Genomic DNA, 20,905 nt, shown 5'->3' with positions numbered 1-20,905 from the left:
GGATAAGAAGCCCAACGCCTGTTCCCAAGGGATTGCCTGTGACCTTTTCTCGAATTGCGCTGACCGGAATGATCGCCATGGCCCTTGCGGGCTGTTCCCAGCGGGGCGAAATCGACCCGACCGGCGGCATCGTGGCCGTGCGCTCGGCCTGCCCGGTGGCGGCGGTCCCGGCCCAGACCGGCGACATCACCCTGTTCAATCCGGCAGGCAGCACCGATGCCCGCGCGATCGACGTGGTGGCGGAAATCACCAATCTGCGCTCGACCTGCGCCGATGGAGAGCAGCTTTATACCGAGGCGACCTTTACCGTGAACGCCCGCCGCAGTGACGCAAGCGCTGCCCGGCAGGTGACGTTGCCTTATTATTCCGCCGTGGTGCGGGGCGGCAACGCCGTGGTCGCCAAGCGCGTGGGCCAGGTTGTGCTGGATTTCCCGGCGGGACAATATCGCGCCAGCGCGAACGCCAAGGCCGGATCCTATGTGAACAAGGCCGCCGCAACGCTGCCGGGGCCGATCCAGGCGATGATCACGCAGAAGCGTAAAGCGGGCGATGCAGACGCGGCGATCGATCCCTTCGCGCAGCCGGACGTCAAGGCGGCCTTGCAGCGAACCAGCTTCGAGCTGCTCGTGGGTTTCAACCTGACCCAGGATCAGCTCCGTTACAACGCTACCCGCTAAGCCCATTTTCCGTTCGGGCTGAGACAAGTCGATGCCCTGACCTTTTTTTGAGGAAAGGACGGCCCTTCGACTGCGCTCAGGGCGAACGGAGTTGAAGGAAAGTTCGTCCCTTGTCTCTTTATAACCGTTTCACCGCCCATCTCGACGCCGTGCTCGACGCGCTGGAGGCTGATGGTTCGCTGCCCGCTGGCCTGAACCGCAAGCCGGTAACGGTCGAGCCGCCCCGCGACGCAAGCCATGGCGACCTTGCCACCAATGCGGCGATGGTGCTGGCCAAGCCGGCTGGCACCAATCCGCGTGCTTTGGCGGAAAAGATCGTGGCTGGCCTGGAAAAGCTGGACGAGGTCGAGGGAGCGTCCATCGCCGGGCCGGGCTTCATCAACCTCAGGCTGACCGATGCTACCTGGCGCGCGGAACTCGCCGCGATCCATGCCGAGGCGGAGGATTATGGCCGCTCCGCCACGGGCGAGGGCATCACCGTCAATGTCGAATATGTCTCCGCCAACCCGACCGGGCCGATGCATATGGGCCATTGCCGGGGTGCGGTGGTGGGCGACGCGCTCGCGACCCTGCTGGAGCATATCGGGCATAAGGTGATCCGCGAATATTATATTAATGATGCGGGCGGCCAGGTCGACGTGCTCGCCCGGTCGGCGCATGTGCGTTATCGCGAGGCGCTGGGCGAAGCCGTCGGAGAGATTCCCGAGGGTCTTTATCCGGGCGACTATCTGGTGCCGGTGGGGCAGGTGCTGGCCGCAGACTATGGCGACAAATATGTTGGCGCGCCGGAAAGCGAATGGCTGGTGCCGTTCCGCACCAGGGCCGTGGCGGCGATGATGGACATGATTCGCAGCGATCTGGCGCTGCTGGGCATCCATCACGACATTTTCTCTTCCGAAGCCGAATTGCAGGCCGCCGGGAAGCCCGAAGCCGCGGAAAAATGGCTACGCGAACATGACTTCGTCTATGATGGCGTGCTGGAAGCGCCCAAGGGCGAGACGCCGGAGGATTGGGAGCCGGTTGAGCTGCCGCTGTTTCGCTCGACGAAATTCGGTGACGATCAGGATCGGCCGATCAAGAAATCCAACGGAAGCTGGACTTATTTCGGCGCCGACATGGCCTATCATTATCAGAAGGCGCAGACGGCCGACCAGTTGATCGACATCTGGGGCGCCGACCATGGCGGCACGGTGAAGCGCATTCAGGCTGCGGTCGCGGCGTTGACCGAAGGCAAGGCCCGTTTCGACGTCAAGCTGATCCAGATGGTCCGCCTGCTGCGCGACGGCGAGCCGGTGAAGATGTCCAAGCGCGCAGGCAATTTCGTGACGCTGGCTGATGTGGTGCGCGAAGTGGGCAAGGATGTGGTGCGCTTCACCATGCTGACCCGCAAGGCCGATGCGCAGATGGACTTCGACTTTGCCAAGGTGGTGGAGGCGTCGAAGGACAATCCGGTCTTTTATGTGCAATATGCCCATGCGCGGATTTCCTCGCTTGGCCGGCGGGCGGAGGAGGCGGGGATCGACCTGCCCGCGCCTGACCTGTCCCGCCTTGGGACGGAGGAACTGGGACTGGTGAAGCTTGCCGCGCAGTTCCCCCGCGTTGTGGAAGGGGCGGCGTCGGCCCGCGAACCGCATCGCATCGCCTTCTATCTCAATGACTTGGCTTCGGCGTTCCATAGCTGGTGGAATCTGGGCAACGACAATCCGCAGGCGCGGGTCATCCTGATGGACGATCCGGCCACTACTTCCGCGCGGCTTTTCTTGAGCCGGGGAATAGGGCAAATCATCCGTAACGGCTTGGCGCTGATGGGCGTCGCAGCCTTGACCGAGATGCAGTAACCGGCGGAGGCACGGACGAGATGGGCGATTATGCGCGGGGCAGGCTGGACCTGGACGACGAGGAGCGTCTGCCCTGGCTCGAACCCGCCATCGAGGATGAGGAGGAGCAGGGGCTCTCGCCGCTGCGGCTGCTGGGCTTCATTCTCTTTGGACTGGTGTTGATCGGTCTGGTCGTCGCGGGTGTATGGCTGATCCAGAACCGCTCGGGCGGGGCTGGCGGCGAAGGCAAGCTGATCGCCGCGCCGGCCGGGGATTACAAGATTCCCGCCAAGGAAGCCGACGCCAAGAAGTTCGACGGAGAGGGCGATGCCAGCTATGCGGCGAGCGAGGGCGTGGCCCGCGACGGGCGGATCGATCCGACTCGGGTGCCGGAAGCGCCGATCACGCCGACCGGCGCGGCTGGCAACGCCAAGTCGGCGGTGGCGGGAAAACCGGGTCAGAGCGTCACGGCTCGGGTAGCCGATGAAACCAATGCGAAGCCCGTGACGACGGTTGCGCGGCCCGCAGGCGGCATGATCCAGTTAGGCGCCTATGGCAATCAGGCCTTCGCGAAGGATGCGTGGAAGCGGCTGTCCAAACGTTTCACCTATTTGGAGCCGCTGCCGATGTCGATCGAGCAGGCAGAGGTGAGCGGCAGCACCGTCTATCGCCTGCGCGCGGCGGCGGGCGGGCAGGCCAGCACGCTCTGCGGCAAGCTGAAGGTGGCGGGCGAGAGCTGCATGGTGGTGAATTGACGCATAGCTGTTCCCCTCTCCCCTGAAGGAGAGAGGGATGAGGTCACAACCCCTTCGACAGAGCCTCTTCCAGCCGCTACCATCGCTGCCATGAAACCCGTTATCTTCGGCCTTTCCGGTGAGACCCTGACTGCGGACGAGCGCGCCTTCTTCCGCCAAGCGCAGCCTGCCGGCTATATCCTGTTCCGGCGCAATATCGTGGATAGGAAGCAGCTTCGGGCGCTGACCGATGATCTGCGGGCGCTGCATGGCCGGGACGATCTGCTCATCATGATCGATCAGGAAGGCGGCCGGGTGGCGCGGATGCAGGCGCCGGTCTGGCCGAGCTTCCCGCCCGGCGCGGTGTTCGACCGGCTCTATGAGGTCGCGCCGTCCAGCGCCATCGCGGCCGCCCGCGCCAATGCCCGGGCGATCGCCGCCACGCTGACGGAAGTGGGGATCAGCGTCGATGCCTTGCCCTTGCTCGATGTGCGGCAGGAGGGAGCGAGCGATATCATGGGCGACCGGACGCTCGGCGCCGAGCCGATGCGGGTCGCGGCGCTGGGACGGGCGGTGATCGAGGGACTGGCCGATGGTGGGGTGGTCGGCATCGTCAAGCATATGCCGGGCCATGGCCGGGCGATGGTCGACAGCCATCATGAACTGCCCATCGTCACCGCTGACGAGGATGCGCTGGCGGTCGATCTGGCGCCGTTCCAGGCGCTCAAGGACGCGCCCATGGGGATGACGGCGCATGTCGTCTATACCGCCTGGGATCCCGATCTGCCTGCGAGCCTGTCTCCCTCCATCATCGAGACCATCATCCGGGGGCGGATCGGCTTCGATGGGCTGCTGATGTCCGACGATCTCGACATGAAGGCGTTGAAGGGCAGCATTCCCGAGTTGGCGGCGGCGACCGTCGCGGCGGGATGCGATCTAGCGCTCAATTGCTGGGGGCGGATGGACGATATGGTGGGGATTGCCGATCTGCTGCCGGAGATCACGCCGGAGGCCATGACGCGCCTCGGTCGCGCGATGGCGTCGACGCACAGGCTGTCGGACGGCCCGCTGTTGGAGGAATTGCTCGCCACCCGCGATGCGCTGCTGGCGATGGTTCCGGCGTGAAGAGGGGATGCCACAAAAACCTAAAAGCGACAGTCTAGCGATGGACGATCTTTTCACCCCTCCCGCCGTTCCCGGGCCCGAAACCCTTATGCTCAGCTTCGAAAGCTGGGAGGGGCCGCTCGACCTGTTGCTGGCGCTGGCGCGGACGCAGAAGGTCGATCTGCGCGAAATCTCCATCCTGGCGCTGGTCGAGCAATATCTCGCCTATATCGAGGGCGCGCGGAAGCTGAAGCTGGAGCTGGCCGCCGATTATCTCGTGATGGCGGCGTGGCTCGCCTATCTCAAATCGGCGCTGCTGCTGCCCAAGGAGGCGCAGCCCGACCCCAGTCCGGAGGAGCTGGCGCTGCGTCTGCAATTGCGGCTCCAGCGCCTGCACGCGATGCGGGAGGCGGGGGCGCGGCTGATGGCGCGGGACCGGATCGGCCGCGACGTCTTCGCGCGGGAAAAGCCTGAAGGGCTGCGCCTCGTCCGCAGGGCGAAATGGGCGGCGAGCCTGTTCGACCTGATCCAGTCCTACGGCCAGATTCGCGCCCGGACCCAGCCGGTCGTGCATATGGTCGCGGTTCGGCCGGTGATGACTCTGGACGAAGCGATCCAGCGGGTCAGCACCCTGGTCGGCGCGGCGATCGACTGGACCGCGCTTGAAGCCTTCCTGCCGACCGGGCAGGATGGGCCGATGGCACGATCGGCGCTCGCCAGCAGTTTCGTCGCCGCGCTGGAACTGGCGCGGCAGGGGCGGCTGGAAATCCAGCAGGAGGGGATTTTCGAACCCATTTTCCTGCGCGCCGCTGTGCCGGAACCGACTGCGGGGCGTCTGTTGTGATCGAAGAACCTGATGATTTTCTCCGCGCCGTCGAAGCCGTGCTGTTCGTCTCCGAACAACCGCTGACCCCGGCCGAACTCAAGCTGCATGTGGGGGAGGCGGGGGATCTGACCGCCGCGCTCGCGACATTGAGCGATCACTATGCCGGGCGCGGCATCAATCTGGTCGAGCGGGGCGGGCGCTGGCATTTCCAGACTGCCGCCGATCTGGCCCATATCCTGCGCCGTGAGAAGGACGAGACGCGCAAGCTGTCCCGCGCCGCTATGGAAACCCTCGCGATCATCGCCTATCATGAGCCGGTGAGCCGCGCGGAGATCGAGGCCATCCGCGGCGTTCAGGTGGCGAAGGGCACGCTGGACGTGCTGATGGAGGCGGGATGGGTGCGGCCCGCAGGACGACGGGAAGTGCCGGGGCGACCGCTGATCTATGCCACCACGCATGAATTCCTGTCACATTTCGGCCTTAGCAGCCGCCGCGACCTGCCGGGTATCGATGATCTGCGCGCTGCGGGTCTGCTCGATCCGGTGGATTTGGCGCTTGAGGGTCTGGGCGCCCAATCCGTTGTGGAAAATGACGAGGAAGACGCTTAGATCATATTCTGTGGCAATATGATCTGCGGGCTTTGTTTGTCGTGATTTCCGAGCCGTGAAATGTTCCATTTCACTCGAAATCACTTTAGATAAGCGGCAGTTTCAGGAGAAAGTTAAAATGGGTTCCTTTTCGCTGATGCACTGGGTCATCGTTCTCCTGGTGGTCATGCTGCTGTTCGGCGGCGGCCGGATTTCCGGGTTGATGGGTGACGTCGCCAAGGGCATCAAGAGCTTCAAGAAGGGCATGGCGGAGGATGACGACGATGTCGTGCCGACCAAGCCCGCCACGCGCATCGAGGGCCATCGCGTTCCGGAACAGGACGCGTCGACTGCCACGCCAAATGCGGCAGATGAAAAGACCAAGGCCTGATTTTCCTCCGGCCGGGGCGGTAGGCACGCATGTTTGGTATCGATTCGTCTGAGCTTCTGGTGATCATCATCATTGCGGTGATCGTCATCGGCCCAAAAGACCTGCCTCGCGCGCTCTACAAAGTGGGGCAGATCGTCGGGAAGGCGCAGGGCATGGCGCGCCATTTCCGCACCGGCATCGACGCGATGGTTCGCGAGGTTGAGCTGGAGGAGCTGGAAAAGAAATGGGCCGCGCAGAACAAGCGGATCATGGAAGAGCATCCGCCGGAAACGACCGGGGAGATGGAAGCGCTGCCCGCACCTGGCGCTGAAGCGGCGGCGGCTGGGGAAGTGCCGCCTTTCGTGGCAGAATCCGCGCCGGTGACGAATGACGCGCCACCCTATGTGGCGGAGGTCCAGCCCGCGACCGACGGACCGCCCTATGTCGCGCAGGAGCCTGCGCGGAAGGGGGACACGGCGGCATGAAGGATATCGACGACAGCAAGGCGCCGCTGCTCGACCATCTGATCGAGCTGCGTGGGCGGCTGCTCAAATGCGTCTATGCGCTGTTCATCACGGGCGCGATCTGTTTCTATTTTTCTGAGCAGTTGTTCGCCATATTGGTCTATCCGCTCAAGGAAGCCTTTGGTGATGGCGGCGGGCGGCTGGTCTATACCAAACTTTACGAAGCCTTTTTCGTGCAGGTGAAGATCGCGGTTTTCGGCGCCTTCTGCCTGTCCTTTCCGATCATCGCGAACCAGCTCTGGGCCTTTGTCGCGCCGGGGCTCTACGCGAAGGAAAAAAAGGCGCTGCTGCCGTTCATCATCGCCACGCCCTTTCTCTTCGCCATGGGGGCTTCGCTCGCCTATTTCGTGGTGATGCCGACCGCCTTTCATTTCTTCCTGGAATTTCAGGGGAACAGCAGCGGCCTTCAGGTGGAGGCGTTGCCAAGCGCGGACGCCTATCTGGGGCTGGTGATGCAGTTCATCCTGGCCTTCGGCATCAGCTTCCTGATGCCGGTGCTGCTGATGCTGCTCAATCGGGCGGGCTTCGTCAGCCGGGCGCAGTTGATCGGCCTGCGCCGCTATATGATCGTTGCCGCCTTCATCCTGGCCGCGGTGCTGACGCCGCCCGATGTGGTGTCGCAACTGATGCTCGCGATCCCGTTGCTGGCGCTGTATGAGATCACCATCATCGCCATCTGGTTCACTGACCGGAGACAGGCCAGAGACGTGGCGGCGGCCGAAGCTGCGAGCTGAAGAAAAAAGGCTCGCCGAGGAGGCGAGCCTTTTCGGATCAGTTGGCGGCGTTCTCGACCGCCTGGCCGGCGCTCTGCACGTCCTTGCCGGCACCCTCGACGGTATTGCAGGCCGCGACCATCAATGAACCGGTCAACAAAAGGGCAGCTAGAATCTTCCTGGTCATCATCGTCTCCTTTTCAGAGCTTTTTGTCCTGCATCCCTGACGGGAAATGCTTCAACCGGACATCATGCCGGTGACCCAGGGAACAACCCGCCGCTCGGAAAAGCGTTCCGAAAGCGAAAATATCTCCGATTTCCGTGGGATAAGCCCAAAAATTCTGAGCCCGGAACGCGTCGGGGGGGGGGAGATGCGTTCCGGGCTCATGTTTTTTTGGATAGCAAGAGCGGGGGGCAAAAGATTTGCTATCCGCAGTGCAGAACTATCGGGCGGAGGATTAGGTTCCCGGAGCTCCGAAAAATCATCAGATTTTTATTATGTTATTTTTCAACGAGTTGAATGGTTTCTAACGGATTAAACGTAAAATATTCCCTCCGCCGCCAAAAAAATCCAGGTCAGATGAGGGGACGGCCGCTGTTGCGATATTCGGGCCGGATCGTCGACTGGGGAAGGCCGGGCGCCGCAGCAGGCAAGGGATCGGCGGTTGCCGCACCGGTTGTGGCGGACGGGGAGGAAATGGGGATGGGCAGTTCCAGGGCAGGGGCGAACGGCAAGGGCTTCACCGGCCAGGCCGGACCTGACTGCGTTTCCCGCCCCAGATAGGCGGCGCGGAAGGCGGCGGGCGTTCCGTCAAAGCCGGACGGACGGTAGAAGATATGCGCGCCGATCACTGCAACGGGCCGCATCGCCGTCGCCCAGTCGGGCCGGACCGCCAGCGTGTGATAATAGGTGGCGAGGCCCACGGGTTGATAGACGAGACCGGAGAGGGCTTGGGCGGCGATGCGGCGCGCACGCGCCCAGCCTTCGGCGTTGGCCATGCGCGCCATGGAACCGTCGCAACTGAAGGTGAACTGGCAGCGATAATCGGCGCGTTCCGACCCTTGATAGATGACGCCGCACACGCTTTTCGGCCAGAGCGGATTGCGCACCCGGTTCAGCACCACCTGCGCCACGGCGCGCTGGCCCTCTTCCGGCTCGCTCCCGGCCTCATAATAGATGGCGGAGGTCAGGCAGTTGAGTGCCCGGTAGCTGTCGAGCGCCGTCAGCCCGCGAAATGCCATGGCGGGGGCGACCTGCACCGCGTCGAGTCCCAGAACATGCTCGCTGTTCAGCGTGGCGGCGCCAGCTACGGGATCGAAAGCGCCCTCAGCGAAGAAAAAGGCTGATCCGGGGAAATTCTGGCCCGGCTTTTCGGCGGGGTCATCCTGGATTCCCGTCGCGGCCAGAAGGTCGAGAGGCGCGGCGGTGATCAGGCGCGGCGCGGCCAGTGCGACAAGCGCCAGCGCGGCGATCGCGCCATGCCTCGCCCTCATCGCCTTTACTGTCCTGCCGCCCGCCAACTGATCTTTTCCTCTGAGAATCCGTAGCTTGGCACCGGCCATAAGGGAAAAGCCTTGCCATTTCCTCCCACGATTACGCGCTGTCCCGCAATGGAACAGCGGGGGAAGCAAAGCTTAACGGGGCGAAGGACAAACCGGACTTTTGCGCGGCCATCATTCCCTTGCTTGGCAAGGGCGTATCTGGTCCGCTATGCGGAGACCATGCTGGTTCAGAATGATAGCCTTGCCCTGATTGGCAACACGCCGTTGGTGCGCCTCACCGGCCCTTCGGAAGAGACGGGCTGCGACATTTTCGCCAAGTGCGAATTCGCCAACCCCGGCGCTTCGGTGAAGGATCGCGCCGCGCTGTTCATCGTCAACGATGCCGAGGAAAAGGGGCTGTTGAAGCCTGGCGGCACGATCGTGGAGGGCACGGCGGGCAATACCGGCATCGGCCTTGCGCTGGTGGCCAATGCCAAGGGGTATAAGACGATCATCGTCATGCCCGAGACGCAGAGCCGCGAGAAGATGGACACGCTGCGCGCTCTGGGCGCCGAGCTGGTGACGGTGCCGGCGGCGCCCTATTCCAACCCCGGCCATTTTGTGCACACCTCTCGCCGTATGGCCGAGGAAACCGAAGGGGCGATCTGGGCGAACCAGTTCGACAATATCGCCAACCGCAAGGCGCATATCATCGGCACGGCCGAGGAGATCTGGACCCAGATGGATGGGCAGGTCGACGGCTTCACTTGCGCGGCGGGCACGGGCGGGACGATTGCGGGCGTCGGGCTGGGCCTGAAGGCGCATGACGAGAATATCACCATCGCCTTGAGCGATCCGCATGGTGCGGCACTCTACAATTATTACGCCCATGGCGAGTTGAAGGCGGAGGGCAATTCGGTGGCCGAGGGCATTGGTCAGGGCCGGATCACCGCCAATCTGGAAGGCGCGCCGATCGATACGCAGTTCCGCATTTCCGATGAAGAAGGGCTGCTCTGGGTGCGGCGCTTGTTGGCCGAGGAAGGGCTATGTCTGGGGCTGTCCTCGGGCATCAATGTCGCGGGCGCGGTGGCGCTGGCGAAGCAGCTCGGGCCGGGCAAGCGGATCGTCACCATCCTGTGCGATACGGGATTCCGTTATCTTTCAACGCTCTATAATCGCGAATGGCTGGAATCGAAGGGCTTGACTGTCTTCCCCTGGCTCGCGCACACTCGTTGACCGTTGATACGGGTCTCGACGGTAAAAGAAAAAGAGCGCTTCATGGCTGAAACACCCCGCCAACAGGAAGGGTTGCAGCGTGTCCAGATCGGCCTCACCGGGCTGGCGGGCGTGGTGTTGCTCGTGGGTCTGGCGAATATCGTGATCGATAAGGCGCGGATTGACGATCCGACCGTACCGCCGCCCACCGTGCCCACGCTGGACGTCAATGCCGTGTCGCCCAAGGAGCCGCTGGCGGAACTGGGCGTGCAGCCCGCGCCGGAGCAGGCGCCGATCGTGCCGGATTTGCAGCCGGACCCCAATCTGAAGAAACCCATGGATCGTGAGATTCCACCGGCTTCGCGCTGACTAACAGCTTGAAATTTCTGCTCCGAACTTGGGCGATGCTGGCTTTGCCGGGGGTGCTGGTGCTGCTCGGCGGGCTTCCGGCGTTGCTGCGGACGGGGCAGGTCGATCCGCGTGGCTGGATGCTGCCTGCGCTGTTGTTGACCCCGGCGGCTGCTTTTTTAAAAGCGCGGCGGGGTGAGGGGGCGGCCTGGTGGGTCGGGCTGGGAACGCCGGGGGCGGTGCTATCTTGCGCGTTTTTGGCGAGTTGGCATGTGCCGGGGTTGGTGCCGGTGGCGTGGTTGCTCGGCGTGGTGGCACTGGCAACCTTGGCGGGGCTTCAATTTGAAAGGTTTCGTGCTCCTGCCGTTGCAGGAGCACGGCAGTTGGTGGGGCTAGGGCTGGCTCTGCTGGCTTTGGCGATATGTTGGCTTGCCAGAGAGCCTCGCGTTGAACCTTTACAACGGCGGCCGGAATTGGCGGTCATCAGTGGCTTGCCGCTTTTCTGGAGAGACGGCGAGAAGGGGCTGGCGGCCAAGGCTGACGCGCCCATCATCGCCCTGTTGCGCCAGCGCTTCACGGTCACGCCCGTCGACAGCCCATTCGCGTTGGAAAAGAGCCGGACCAAGGCGCTGCTGCTTGCCCAACCGCGCGCCTTTTCGATGGATGAACTGGTGGCGCTCAATGCGTGGATCAGGCGGGGCGGCAAAGCGCTGATCCTGGCCGATCCGCAATTGCGCTGGCCGATGGACTTGCCATTGGGTGACCGGCGCCGGCCGCCTGCCGTTACCCCGCTCTCCGCGATGATCGAATATTGGGGCGTGAAGCTGATGCCGCCTGCCGCTGGAGCGGGCGAGGAACGCCGTTTTCTGGGCGATGGGCGGATGCTGACCGTCTATGCGGCCTCGGGTTTCGATGATGCCGGGCCGGATTGCCGCATCGGGGGACGTGGGCTGGTGGCGCACTGCGGGGTGGGAAAGGGGGTGGCGACCATCGTGGCCGATGCCGACCTGATCGACGACCGCCTCTGGCTGGCCGATCCGGCCGCGCCGTTGGACCCCGGTCAGTGGACCGCCGATACGCCGCAATTTGTCGCACAGGCCTTGGGTGGCGAGCTTCCTGCCGGTCGCCGCTGGGTCAGGTCGGGCCAGGCGCTGGTCAACGCCGTCCGCTGGGCAGCTCTGGCCGGGATTTTCTGGGCAGCCTTGGGCGCGGTGCTGTTCCGGCGGCGGAATCGGGCGCATTTTGACCGCTCTCGACAACATGTCATCGTCCCGAAACCAGAAATTGGGGACTAAATACCAGAACAAAACAGGATTTCCCGGATTCTCCCAAAATATCCCTTTTCTTGAACCCCGTGGCTTGGTATTTGAAAGCCATAGGGGTTTGTCAGGCTTTGCTAGTCCTGTGAGCCGGTTCGTCATCGTGGCGATCCGGTTGGCGACAGCCTGCGCCCTGGGAACAGAGGGGCAGCGGTCCAAAAGTGTCGGAAGTCATTCTCTATACGGGCAACGCGTTCAGCGTCGCGGACGGCAAGGGCCGTTTCGTGCTGCCCCTGGAGATGCGCCGGCAGGTCAAGCTCTCCAGCGGCAACGAAACGCGGCTTTTTCTCTCGGTCCATGGTGGCAACCCCTGCGCCACGGCCTTTGGTGAGTCGCATCGCCGTCATCTGTTCACCGAAGTCGAGGAATTGGCCCGCGAAGCGCGCGCGGCCGGCCGCGACTATGATGCCGATCTGGAGCTGGAACGCCGCCTCGGCACGATCGAGGAGGTGAATTTCGACGAAGGCGGCCGCTTCGCCATGTACCCCGATATCAAAGAGGAATATGGCATCACTGACGCAGTCTTCTTCTATGGTGTGGGCCGCTACATCCAGATCTGGAAGCCCGAAACGCTGGTCGGCAGCAAGGACCGGCCGGAACTGATCCGCAACAAGGTGCGCCGCTGGCTGGACCAGCGCGAAGCGGGAGGCGGCAAGTGAGCGCTCCCGTCGACCCCGATCGTCACATTCCGGTGCTCATCGACGAAGTGCTCGACGCTCTCGCCATCAACCCCGGCGAGGTCCATGTCGACGGCACATTCGGCGCGGGCGGCTATTCCAGCGCCATGGTGGGCAAGGGCGCGAAGGTCTTCGCCTTCGACCGCGATCCCGATGCGATTCGGGAAGGACAGGCGCTGGCCGACGAGAAGGGCATTACCCTGATCGCCGGTGAGTTTTCGCGGATGGAGGAACTGCTGGCGCAGCGGGGCGTGCCCTCGGTGGCGGGCGTGACGCTGGATATTGGCGTGTCCTCCATGCAATTGGACCGGCCGGAGCGGGGTTTTTCCTTCCAGGGTGACGGGCCGCTGGACATGACCATGAGCCAGAGCGGCATGAGCGCCGCCGATTTCCTCAACAATGCCCCCGAGCAGGAAATTGCCGATGTCCTGTATCGCTATGGCGAGGAGCCGCGCTCGCGCCGCGTGGCGAAGGCGATTGTCGAGGCGCGTCCGTTGGAGCGTACCGGCCAGTTGGCGAGCGTCGTGCGCCGGGCGCTCGGCCACAAGCCGCATGACAAGAAAGACCCGGCCACCCGGACCTTCCAGGCGATCCGCATCCATGTGAATCGCGAACTGGAGGAGCTGGAGCGCGGGTTGGAGGCGGCCGAGGCGATATTGGAGGAAGGCGGGCGGTTGGCGGTCGTGACCTTCCACAGCCTTGAGGACCGCATCGTCAAGCAGTTCCTGCGCAATCGCAGTGGTGGCGAAGCAGGTGGATCGCGCCATTTGCCTCAGAAGAAGCTCGGTCCCGCGCCCACTTTCGAAAAGCCTGCCAAGGCGGTGCGGCCCGGAGAAGCGGAGCTGGCCCGCAATCCCCGAGCCCGATCCGCCACCCTGCGCAGCGCCATTCGCACTTCCGCCCCTGTTGCCACCCGGAGTCCCCGCTCATGATCGCGGTCAAGAGATTGCAGAGCCTGATCTGGATCTTGCTCGTCGCGTTAGGTGCGCTGGGGGCTTATATGGTGTCGCTGAAGGTTGCGACCGAGCGCAACGAGCTGATGAAGGTGCGGGTGCAGATCGCGCGGGCGAAGGCCGATATCCGCTATCTGGAGACCGAGTTCAGCGCGCGCGCGAACATGCGCCAGCTTGAACGCTGGAATCAGGATGATTTCATGTATGCGACGCCGACCGCCCAGCAATATCTGGCGGGCGAGCGCGCTCTGGCGCATCTGGACGGCGTGCAGCCCAATGGGCCGGACTATGTCGCGCCGCCGGTGATGGTGGCGATGGTGCAGACGCCCGCCGACCTGCCCTCCGCGCCCCAGGCCGCCCCGGCGAGCCCTGCCGCGACGCAGATCCGCAGCGACATCGCCGTGATTCGCGAAGCCCATGCCGCCGACAATGTCGACAAGATTGCCAAGCCCGTGGTTAAGACCGCCAAGGAAAAGGCAAAGGATGACGCCGACAGTTCGAAGCCCAATCCCGTCGCTCGCCGCGCCGAGCGGATGGCGATGCTGGACGCGAAGCTGCTGGACGACAGCACCATGGGCGATCTGACGGCGCAGGCCAAGCGCGAGCGTCGCAAGGGGGATCGCTGAAATGGCGACGATCATCGTCCAGCCAGGCGGAGCCAGAGCGGGCAAGCAGCGGGTCGACCTGACGGCGATCGCGCACAACCGGCTGATGCTGCTGCTGATCCTGTTCTTGGTTGTTACAGGCGTGGTGGTCCTGAGGCTGACCTGGGTCGGCATTTTTTCGGGTGGCGGACGGGGCGGCGACGTGATGTCGGGACTGCCTGCTCGGGCCGACATTGTGGACCGCAACGGGGTGCCGCTGGCGCGGACCATGGACGCTTATTCCATAGCGGTGCGGCCTTCCAAGCTGATCAGCGATCCATCCGATCTTGCGCGCAAGCTGCATGAGATTTTCCCCGATGAACCGGAATCGGCCTTCCACAAGAAGCTGACCGGCAAAGGCTGGGCCTATCTGCGCCGCCGCGCGCTGCCCGAGGAAGTGGCGGCGGTGAATGCGCTGGGCGAGATCGGCATCGAATTTCCGCGTGAAAAGGAACGGCTCTATCCGCAGCGCACCTTGGCGGCGCATGTGCTTGGCTTTGCGCCCAATGCGGATGGCAAGGGCGGCATGGGCGTCGAGGCCGCGTTCAACGACCGCCTGACCGATCCTGCGCTGCGTGGGCAGCCCTTCGCCATGTCCATCGATAGCCGGGTCCAGGGCGCGCTGGAGAGCGAGCTTTACGCGCAATTGGTGCAGACCCGCGCCAAGGGCGCAAGCGGGGTGATCCTGGATGCCAATAGCGGCGAAGTGATCGCCATGGCGTCAATCCCGGTCTTCGACCCCAACAAGCTGCAAAATTACGCGGGCAAGTCGTGCAGCGAATCGCCGCTCTGCAACCATATGGTGCAGGCGCGCTATGAGCTGGGTTCGGCGTTCAAGCCGCTGTCGATCGCCGCGGCGATGGACCGGGGGATCGTGACCTCCATGTCCAGGACCTATGACGCGACAGCCCCACTTGCCATCGCCGGTTTCCGGATCAAGGACGACCATCCGCTTGGCCGCTGGATCAACGTGCCGGAAATCCTCGTGCACAGCTCCAATATCGGCACGGCGCGCATCGCCGACCAGATGGGCGCGGAGCCTTTGCAGCATATTTTCCGCGAGTTGCACTTCAACGATCGTGCGCCGATCGAACTCAACGAACGCGCCGGGACGCTCTGGCCGGCCAATTGGGGGCGCATCACCACGCTGACCGTTTCCTATGGCCATGGCATCGCCGTAACGCCTTTGCATCTCGCTTCGGCTTATGCGGCGCTGGTCAATGGCGGGCTGTGGCGGCCCGCTACGTTGCGCAAATTGAAGGCCGAAGAGGTGCCGGAGGGCCGCCGGGTCTTCTCCGCCGCCACCAGCGCGCGCATGCGGCAACTGTTGCGCATGATCGTCGCGGCGGGTACAGGTCGCAGCGCCGACGCCAAGGGATACCGGGTGGGCGGCAAGACTGGTTCGGCCGAAAAACCCCAAGAAGGCCGGTATAACAAGACTTCGCTGGTGACGACTTTCGCTTCTGCCTTCCCGATGGACAATCCGCGCTATGTGGTCCTCGTCACCATGGACGAGGCGACGGGTCAATATGGCCTGCGCACGGCGGCCTGGACCGCCGCGCCGGTGGTGAAGCGGGTGGTCGAGCGCACCGGGCCGATGCTGGGCGTGCTGCCCGACGAGCGCCGCGACGTCGATATTTCCGACCTCATGCCGTTGCTGCACGGCGACAAGGAGAAAGAATAGGATGCGCCTCGGGTCGCTCATCGAGGGGCTGGATGCAAAGCCCGACACCAAGGCATCGCTAGATGTGCCGGTGTCGGGCTTTGCGATCGATAATCGGAAGGTCGCGCCGGGCACGGTGTTCGGGGCCTTCCAGGGCGCGCGCGTGAATGGCGAGGATTATATTCCCGCCGCCGTTCGCGCAGGAGCCGTGGCGGTCGTTGCCCGGCCCGAGGCCAAGGTCGATGGCGCGATCCATATCGCCCATGACAATCCGCGCCGCCTGTTCGCGCAGTTGGCCGCGCGCTATTTCGCGCCTTTCCCGGATGTCACGGTTGCCGTCACAGGGACCAACGGCAAGACCTCCACGGTGGAACTGGCGCGGCAATTGTGGCGGATGCTGGGGCATCATTCGGCCTCCATTGGCACTTTGGGCGTCACCACCTCGGTCGATCAGGTGTCCACAGGGCTGACCACGCCGGACATCGTGACCTTCCTCTCCAACATGTCCGGCCTGAAGCGCGAGGGCGTCACCCACGCCGCGTTCGAGGCGTCGAGCCATGGCCTTGCTCAATATCGCACCGAAGGGCTGCCGGTGTCGGTCGGCGCCTTCACCAACCTGTCGCGCGATCATCTCGATTATCATGGCGACATGGACAGCTATTTCGAGGCCAAGATGCGGCTGTTCGACGAGGTGGTCGCGCCCGATGGCACGGCGGTCGTCTGGGCCGATGACGAGTGGTCGGACAAGGTCATCCAGCGGGCTACGAAGCGGGGGCTTCGTGTGCTGAGCGTCGGGGTGCAGGGGCTTGGCTTTCGCCTTGCCAACCGCACCCCGACCCAGTTGGGCCAGGCGCTGGAAGTCGAGGTCGAGGGCAAACTCTATAAAGTGAATTTGCCGCTGATCGGCGCCTATCAGGCCGCCAATGCGCTGACCGCCGCCGGGCTGGTGATCGCGGGCGGCGAAGATGTGGCCAAGGTGCTGGAACTGCTCGGCCGGGTGCAGCCGGTGCGCGGGCGGCTGGAACGGGCCGTCATCACCAGAGCGGGCGCGCCGGTCTATGTCGATTATGCGCATACGCCCGATGGCCTGCGCGCGGCGATCGAGGCGCTGCGTCCGCATACGCGTGGGCGCTTGATCGCGCTGTTCGGCGCGGGCGGAGACCGCGATGCAGGCAAGCGGCCGCAAATGGGCAAGGTCGCGGCGGAACTGGCCGACCATGTGATCGTGACCGACGACAATCCGCGTTCGGAGGAACCTTCCTCGATCCGCGCCGCCGTGATGGCAGGCGCGCCGGGGGCAGAGGAGATTGGTGGGCGCCGCGCCGCCATTGCCGCCGCCATTGCGCAGGCGGGCGCGGATGATATCGTGCTGCTTGCGGGCAAGGGGCATGAGCAGGGGCAGATTATCGGGGACCGTGTGTTGCCCTTTGACGATGTGACCGTGGCGCGGGAATGCGCTGGATGAGCGCATTGTGGACCTCCGAAGAGATTGTGCAGGCCACAGGGGGCGTCGCTTCGGCGCCCTTCGCCGTTTCTGGCATGGCGTTCGACAGCCGCGAAGTGACGGGCGGCGACCTGTTCGTCGCGATGAAGGGCGAAACGACGGACGGCCATCGTTTCGTGGAAAAAGCCTTCGGGCAGGGCGCGGCGGGCGCCATCGTCAGCGAACCGATCGCCCAGCCGCATGTGCTGGTGCCCGACAGCGCGGCGGCGCTGGTGGCTTTGGGCCGGGCCTCGCGCGCCCGGATGCAGGGCAAGGTGGTCGGCGTCACTGGATCGGTTGGGAAGACCGGCACCAAGGAAGCGCTGTTCCATGCGCTCGACCGGATCTGCCCCGGCAAAGTGCATCGTTCGGTCAAAAGCTATAATAATCATGTCGGCGTGCCCCTCAGCCTGGCGCGCATGGCGCGGGACTCGGCCTTCGGCGTGTTCGAAATGGGCATGAACCATGCGGGCGAACTGGCTGCGCTGACGCAGCAGGTGCGACCGCATGTCGCCATCGTCACCGCCATCGCGCCCGCCCATATCGAATTTTTCGGCACCGAGGAGAAGATCGCGGAGGCCAAGGCCGAAATTTTCGAAGGGCTGGAACCGGGCGGCACGGCGGTCATCCCCTATGACAGCCCCCATGTCGCCACCCTTTATGCCAAGGCGGAGCGGCATGCCGCGCGCATCCTGACCTTCGGCTTTGATCCGGAGGCCGATGTCCGCGCCCGCGAAATGGTGCCGGCGGCGGGCGGCGGCACGCTGGTCACGGCGACGCTGCCCGGCGTGGAACTATGCTTCACCGTGGGCGCGCCAGGCGAGCATTGGGTGTCCAATGCGCTGGCCGTGCTGGCGGCGGTCGAGGCGCTGGGCGGCGACCTGGCGGCGGCGGGGCTGGCTCTGGCGGAGATGCCGGGGCTGCCGGGCCGGGGCGAGCGGCGCATTGTGCCGGTTGAGGGCGGCGAGGCGCTGCTGATCGATGAAAGCTACAACGCCAATCCGCTGAGCATGGCGGCGACGCTCAAGCAGTTGGGCCGGGAGCAGGCCAGGCGCCGCGTCGCCGTGCTGGGCGGCATGCGCGAGCTGGGCGACCGGAGCCGGGAGCTGCACGCCGGGCTGGTCGAACCGCTGACGGCGGGACAGGTGGATTATGCCATCCTCGTTGGCGAGGAAATGCAATCTTTGGCGGATGCGCTCGGCGGCGTGATCGCTTTTGATCATGTGTCGGACACGGCGAATGCAACTGATCTTATTCAAAGGGAAATGCGCGCGGGTGACGCGATTCTGGTGAAAGGCTCGAACGGCATTGGCTTGTCGAGGCTCGTCGCCGCGCTCAAGGAAAAGACGAACTGATGCTCTACTGGCTTGCCCAGACCATGGATTTCGCGGGTGTGTTCAACCTCATCCGTTATCTCAGCTTCCGCGCTGGCGCCGCGATTGCGACGGCGTTGATCATCGGGTTGGTGATCGGGCCGCGCTTCATCGGCTGGCTGCGGGTGCGGCAGGGCAAGGGGCAGCCGATCCGCGACGACGGCCCGCAGACCCACCTTGCCAAGCGCGGCACGCCGACCATGGGCGGGCTGATGATCCTGACGTCGGTGGTATCGTCGGTGCTGCTGTGGATGGACCTGTCGTCCATTTACGTATGGGCCTGCCTGTTCGTGACTTTGGGCTTTGGCGCCATCGGCTTCCTCGACGATTATGACAAGGTGACGAAGGCCAGCCACAAGGGGCTTTCGGGCAAGATGCGTCTGGCCTTCGAGTTTCTGATCGCGGGTTTTGCGGCATGGCTGATTGTCAGCCAGCATGGCAATACCGCGCTTTATGTGCCTTTCTACAATGGCCCGGCGATCGAGTTGGGGCCGTTTTACTTCCTGTTCGCAGCGTTCGTGATCGTGGCTTTCGGCAATGCGGTGAACCTGACTGACGGTCTTGATGGCCTCGCCACCATGCCGGTGATCATCGCCTGCATGGCCTTCATGGCGATCGTCTATCTGGTCGGCCGCGCGGACTTTGCGGGCTATCTGGGCATTCCGCATGTGCCCGGCGCGGGCAACCTCACCATTCTTTGCGGGGCAATCATCGGGGCGGGCCTGGCCTTCCTCTGGTTCAACGCACCGCCTGCGGCCGTGTTCATGGGCGATACGGGCAGTCTTGCGCTCGGTGGCACCATTGGCGTGATCGCCGTCACCGCGCATCATGAAATCGTGCTGGGCGTGATCGGCGGGCTGTTCGTGGTCGAGGCCATGTCCGTCATCATCCAGGTCTTCTTCTACAAGCGGACCGGCAAGCGCGTGTTCAAGATGGCGCCGATCCACCATCATTTCGAACAGCTAGGCTGGGCCGAACCGACCGTCGTGATCCGTTTCTGGATCATTTCCTTCGTGCTGGCCCTGGCCGGCCTCGCCACTCTGAAGCTCCGGTGAGCGCCATGGGGATCGTATCCGACGTCTTTGCGGGCAAGAAATATGCGGTGCTGGGTCTGGCCCGTTCCGGCCTCGCCACAGTCGAATGCCTGGCGGAAAGCGGGGCGCAGGTCGTCGCCTGGGATAGCCGCGACGAAGCCCGCGCGGCTGTCGCGGACAAGGCGGAACTGGCCGATCCGGCTGAGATCGACCTCAAGGGCTTTGACGGCGTGGTCGTTTCGCCCGGCGTGCCGCTCAACAAGCATCCCATCGCCATGCACGCCAAATTGGCGGGCGTACCGATCATCGGCGACATAGAGCTGTTCGCGCTGGCCCGCCCGGCGCTGCCCAAGCATCGCGTGGTCGGGATCACCGGCACCAACGGCAAGTCGACCACCACCGCGCTGGTCCATCATATCATCGAGACGGCGGGCATCCCGACGCGCATGGGCGGCAATATCGGCCTTCCCATTCTCGGGCAGGATCCACTGCCGGAGGGCGGCGTCTATGTGCTGGAGCTGTCGAGCTATCAGATCGACCTGACGCAGAGCCTCGATTGCGATGTGGCGGTGCTGCTCAACATCACGCCGGACCATCTGGACCGCTATAATGGCTTTGAAGGCTATGTAGCGTCCAAGGCGCGTCTGTTTGAAATGCAGTCGGCGGGGCACCGCGCCATCATTGCGGCCGAAGATGAACCGAGCCGTTCCATCCTCGCCCAGGTCTGCCAGGCCCGTGGCGGTGGAGAAGATGTGGTCGAGGTGTCGTCCGGGTTGGTTGATCCTGTGGAACAGCGTGGCTGGCCCTCGCTGCAAGGGCCGCATAATGCGCAGAATGCCGCAGTCGCGATGGTAACGGCTGCGGCGCTCGGTATTGATCCTGCTACGATCAAAGCCGCCCTTGCCAGCTACGCCTCGCTCCCGCACCGGATGCAGCGGGTGCGGGAACTGAACGGCGTCCTCTACGTCAACGACAGCAAGGCGACCAACGCAGCCTCGACCGCGCCCGCTCTGGCGGCCTATCCGCCGGTCGAGGGCCGCAAACGGCTGCACTGGATCGTCGGTGGCCTCGCCAAGACCGACAATCTGGACGAGTGCGCACCCTATTTCGACAATGTGGCACAGGCCTACACCATCGGTGAAGCGGGGCCTATGTTCGCTGAGTTGTTGCGTGGCTCTATGGCGGTGGATGACTCGGAAATGCTATCCGCCGCCGTTCGCCGCGCGGCGAGGGTGGCCCAGCCGGGGGATGTGGTGCTGCTGTCGCCCGCCTGCGCGAGTTTCGACCAGTTCCGCGATTTCGAGGCGAGGGGCGATGCCTTCGCCGCCGCCGTCGCGGCACTGGAATAGAGGGGCAAGAGGC

The 20,905-nt window shown here is 64.2% G+C and carries 22 protein-coding genes; 20 read left to right on the top strand and 2 right to left on the bottom strand.

What is annotated here, in order from left to right:
• Positions 1 to 68 precede the first annotated feature (68 nt).
• The 9 genes from K426_RS16705 to tatC all read left to right on the top strand — a co-directional run bounded on the left by K426_RS16705 (position 69) and on the right by tatC (position 7,373).
• A complete protein-coding gene (locus K426_RS16705; protein WP_066559428.1) occupies positions 69 to 677 on the top strand; it encodes a hypothetical protein in 609 nt (202 codons plus the stop codon).
• 110 nt (positions 678 to 787) lie between these two features.
• The gene (argS, locus tag K426_RS16700) at positions 788 to 2,515 is read left to right on the top strand and encodes an arginine--tRNA ligase (RefSeq protein WP_066559427.1); all 1,728 of its coding nucleotides are present in this window, start codon (positions 788 to 790) and stop codon (positions 2,513 to 2,515) included.
• 20 nt (positions 2,516 to 2,535) lie between these two features.
• A complete protein-coding gene (locus tag K426_RS16695) occupies positions 2,536 to 3,249 on the top strand; it encodes an SPOR domain-containing protein (RefSeq protein ID WP_066559425.1) in 714 nt (237 codons plus the stop codon).
• 90 nt (positions 3,250 to 3,339) lie between these two features.
• Positions 3,340 to 4,353, top strand: coding sequence for a beta-N-acetylhexosaminidase (gene nagZ / locus K426_RS16690; protein ID WP_066559423.1), 1,014 nt, complete (start codon positions 3,340 to 3,342; stop codon positions 4,351 to 4,353).
• A gap of 40 nt (positions 4,354 to 4,393) precedes the next feature.
• Positions 4,394 to 5,176, top strand: a complete 783-nt coding sequence (locus K426_RS16685) for a segregation and condensation protein A (RefSeq protein ID WP_066559418.1) — start codon at positions 4,394 to 4,396, stop codon at positions 5,174 to 5,176.
• Positions 5,173 to 5,766, top strand: a complete 594-nt coding sequence (scpB, locus tag K426_RS16680) for an SMC-Scp complex subunit ScpB (protein ID WP_066559416.1) — start codon at positions 5,173 to 5,175, stop codon at positions 5,764 to 5,766. The genes K426_RS16685 and scpB overlap by 4 nt, the downstream gene beginning before the upstream one ends.
• A 118-nt stretch (positions 5,767 to 5,884) precedes the next feature.
• The gene (locus K426_RS16675; RefSeq protein ID WP_066559414.1) at positions 5,885 to 6,136 is read left to right on the top strand and encodes a twin-arginine translocase TatA/TatE family subunit; all 252 of its coding nucleotides are present in this window, start codon (positions 5,885 to 5,887) and stop codon (positions 6,134 to 6,136) included.
• 29 nt (positions 6,137 to 6,165) lie between these two features.
• Positions 6,166 to 6,600 carry a Sec-independent protein translocase protein TatB gene (gene tatB, locus K426_RS16670; protein ID WP_066559412.1) on the top strand — a complete coding sequence of 145 codons (435 nt, stop codon included), beginning with the start codon at positions 6,166 to 6,168 and terminating at the stop codon, positions 6,598 to 6,600.
• Positions 6,597 to 7,373: a twin-arginine translocase subunit TatC gene (gene tatC, locus K426_RS16665; RefSeq protein ID WP_066559409.1), complete on the top strand. Its 777-nt coding sequence runs from the start codon at positions 6,597 to 6,599 to the stop codon at positions 7,371 to 7,373. The genes tatB and tatC overlap by 4 nt, the downstream gene beginning before the upstream one ends.
• 37 nt (positions 7,374 to 7,410) lie before the next feature.
• Here the strand turns inward: tatC and K426_RS16660 are convergent, their stop codons facing one another.
• Both K426_RS16660 and K426_RS16655 read right to left on the bottom strand, forming a co-directional pair.
• Positions 7,411 to 7,539: an entericidin A/B family lipoprotein gene (locus tag K426_RS16660; RefSeq protein ID WP_025546951.1), complete on the bottom strand. Its 129-nt coding sequence runs from the start codon at positions 7,537 to 7,539 to the stop codon at positions 7,411 to 7,413.
• Positions 7,540 to 7,928: 389 nt separating this feature from the next.
• On the bottom strand, positions 7,929 to 8,846 hold the full coding sequence (locus K426_RS16655; RefSeq protein WP_066559406.1) for a cell wall hydrolase: 918 nt from the start codon (positions 8,844 to 8,846) through the stop codon (positions 7,929 to 7,931).
• Positions 8,847 to 9,074: 228 nt separating this feature from the next.
• Between K426_RS16655 and K426_RS16650 the strand changes: the two genes are divergently transcribed.
• From K426_RS16650 to murD, 11 genes are all read left to right on the top strand, one after another.
• Positions 9,075 to 10,070, top strand: coding sequence for a cysteine synthase A (locus K426_RS16650; RefSeq protein ID WP_066561911.1), 996 nt, complete (start codon positions 9,075 to 9,077; stop codon positions 10,068 to 10,070).
• Positions 10,071 to 10,112: 42 nt separating this feature from the next.
• Positions 10,113 to 10,418 carry a hypothetical protein gene (locus tag K426_RS16645; protein WP_044660141.1) on the top strand — a complete coding sequence of 102 codons (306 nt, stop codon included), beginning with the start codon at positions 10,113 to 10,115 and terminating at the stop codon, positions 10,416 to 10,418.
• An 8-nt stretch (positions 10,419 to 10,426) separates the two neighbouring features.
• Positions 10,427 to 11,692: a Gldg family protein gene (locus tag K426_RS16640; protein WP_237229822.1), complete on the top strand. Its 1,266-nt coding sequence runs from the start codon at positions 10,427 to 10,429 to the stop codon at positions 11,690 to 11,692.
• A 185-nt stretch (positions 11,693 to 11,877) separates the two neighbouring features.
• On the top strand, positions 11,878 to 12,375 hold the full coding sequence (locus K426_RS16635) for a division/cell wall cluster transcriptional repressor MraZ (RefSeq protein WP_066559403.1): 498 nt from the start codon (positions 11,878 to 11,880) through the stop codon (positions 12,373 to 12,375).
• Positions 12,372 to 13,325: a 16S rRNA (cytosine(1402)-N(4))-methyltransferase RsmH gene (gene rsmH / locus K426_RS16630; protein WP_066559402.1), complete on the top strand. Its 954-nt coding sequence runs from the start codon at positions 12,372 to 12,374 to the stop codon at positions 13,323 to 13,325. The genes K426_RS16635 and rsmH overlap by 4 nt, the downstream gene beginning before the upstream one ends.
• On the top strand, positions 13,322 to 13,972 hold the full coding sequence (locus tag K426_RS16625) for a colicin transporter (protein ID WP_066559400.1): 651 nt from the start codon (positions 13,322 to 13,324) through the stop codon (positions 13,970 to 13,972). Before rsmH ends, K426_RS16625 begins: the two co-directional genes overlap by 4 nt.
• Before the next feature lies 1 nt (position 13,973).
• Positions 13,974 to 15,674 carry a peptidoglycan D,D-transpeptidase FtsI family protein gene (locus K426_RS16620; protein WP_066559398.1) on the top strand — a complete coding sequence of 567 codons (1,701 nt, stop codon included), beginning with the start codon at positions 13,974 to 13,976 and terminating at the stop codon, positions 15,672 to 15,674.
• A gap of 1 nt (position 15,675) precedes the next feature.
• The gene (locus tag K426_RS16615) at positions 15,676 to 17,118 is read left to right on the top strand and encodes a UDP-N-acetylmuramoyl-L-alanyl-D-glutamate--2,6-diaminopimelate ligase (RefSeq protein ID WP_066559395.1); all 1,443 of its coding nucleotides are present in this window, start codon (positions 15,676 to 15,678) and stop codon (positions 17,116 to 17,118) included.
• A complete protein-coding gene (locus K426_RS16610; RefSeq protein ID WP_066561910.1) occupies positions 17,115 to 18,491 on the top strand; it encodes a UDP-N-acetylmuramoyl-tripeptide--D-alanyl-D-alanine ligase in 1,377 nt (458 codons plus the stop codon). The genes K426_RS16615 and K426_RS16610 overlap by 4 nt, the downstream gene beginning before the upstream one ends.
• Positions 18,491 to 19,564, top strand: coding sequence for a phospho-N-acetylmuramoyl-pentapeptide-transferase (gene mraY / locus K426_RS16605; protein ID WP_066559393.1), 1,074 nt, complete (start codon positions 18,491 to 18,493; stop codon positions 19,562 to 19,564). Before K426_RS16610 ends, mraY begins: the two co-directional genes overlap by 1 nt.
• A 5-nt stretch (positions 19,565 to 19,569) precedes the next feature.
• Positions 19,570 to 20,892, top strand: a complete 1,323-nt coding sequence (gene murD / locus K426_RS16600; RefSeq protein WP_066559390.1) for a UDP-N-acetylmuramoyl-L-alanine--D-glutamate ligase — start codon at positions 19,570 to 19,572, stop codon at positions 20,890 to 20,892.
• Positions 20,893 to 20,905 lie beyond the last annotated feature (13 nt).

It is taken from the genome of Sphingobium sp. TKS, assembly GCF_001563265.1.
Classification (GTDB): domain Bacteria; phylum Pseudomonadota; class Alphaproteobacteria; order Sphingomonadales; family Sphingomonadaceae; genus Sphingobium.
This window is presented reverse-complemented; position numbering and strand designations above follow the sequence as displayed.

What these genes read in the sequence shown, in the direction of transcription:
- K426_RS16705 (WP_066559428.1), top strand. Translation starts at nt 69, where the DNA reads ATGATCGCCATGGCCCTTGCGGGCTGTTCCCAGCGGGGCGAAATCGAC.
- K426_RS16695 (WP_066559425.1), top strand. Translation starts at nt 2,536, where the DNA reads ATGGGCGATTATGCGCGGGGCAGGCTGGACCTGGACGACGAGGAGCGT.
- nagZ (WP_066559423.1), top strand. Translation starts at nt 3,340, where the DNA reads ATGAAACCCGTTATCTTCGGCCTTTCCGGTGAGACCCTGACTGCGGAC.
- K426_RS16685 (WP_066559418.1), top strand. Translation starts at nt 4,394, where the DNA reads ATGGACGATCTTTTCACCCCTCCCGCCGTTCCCGGGCCCGAAACCCTT.
- K426_RS16675 (WP_066559414.1), top strand. Translation starts at nt 5,885, where the DNA reads ATGGGTTCCTTTTCGCTGATGCACTGGGTCATCGTTCTCCTGGTGGTC.
- tatB (WP_066559412.1), top strand. Translation starts at nt 6,166, where the DNA reads ATGTTTGGTATCGATTCGTCTGAGCTTCTGGTGATCATCATCATTGCG.
- tatC (WP_066559409.1), top strand. Translation starts at nt 6,597, where the DNA reads ATGAAGGATATCGACGACAGCAAGGCGCCGCTGCTCGACCATCTGATC.
- K426_RS16660 (WP_025546951.1), bottom strand. Translation starts at nt 7,539, where the DNA reads ATGACCAGGAAGATTCTAGCTGCCCTTTTGTTGACCGGTTCATTGATG.
- K426_RS16655 (WP_066559406.1), bottom strand. Translation starts at nt 8,846, where the DNA reads ATGAGGGCGAGGCATGGCGCGATCGCCGCGCTGGCGCTTGTCGCACTG.
- K426_RS16650 (WP_066561911.1), top strand. Translation starts at nt 9,075, where the DNA reads ATGCTGGTTCAGAATGATAGCCTTGCCCTGATTGGCAACACGCCGTTG.
- K426_RS16645 (WP_044660141.1), top strand. Translation starts at nt 10,113, where the DNA reads ATGGCTGAAACACCCCGCCAACAGGAAGGGTTGCAGCGTGTCCAGATC.
- K426_RS16625 (WP_066559400.1), top strand. Translation starts at nt 13,322, where the DNA reads ATGATCGCGGTCAAGAGATTGCAGAGCCTGATCTGGATCTTGCTCGTC.
- K426_RS16620 (WP_066559398.1), top strand. Translation starts at nt 13,974, where the DNA reads ATGGCGACGATCATCGTCCAGCCAGGCGGAGCCAGAGCGGGCAAGCAG.
- K426_RS16615 (WP_066559395.1), top strand. Translation starts at nt 15,676, where the DNA reads ATGCGCCTCGGGTCGCTCATCGAGGGGCTGGATGCAAAGCCCGACACC.
- K426_RS16610 (WP_066561910.1), top strand. Translation starts at nt 17,115, where the DNA reads ATGAGCGCATTGTGGACCTCCGAAGAGATTGTGCAGGCCACAGGGGGC.
- mraY (WP_066559393.1), top strand. Translation starts at nt 18,491, where the DNA reads ATGCTCTACTGGCTTGCCCAGACCATGGATTTCGCGGGTGTGTTCAAC.
- murD (WP_066559390.1), top strand. Translation starts at nt 19,570, where the DNA reads ATGGGGATCGTATCCGACGTCTTTGCGGGCAAGAAATATGCGGTGCTG.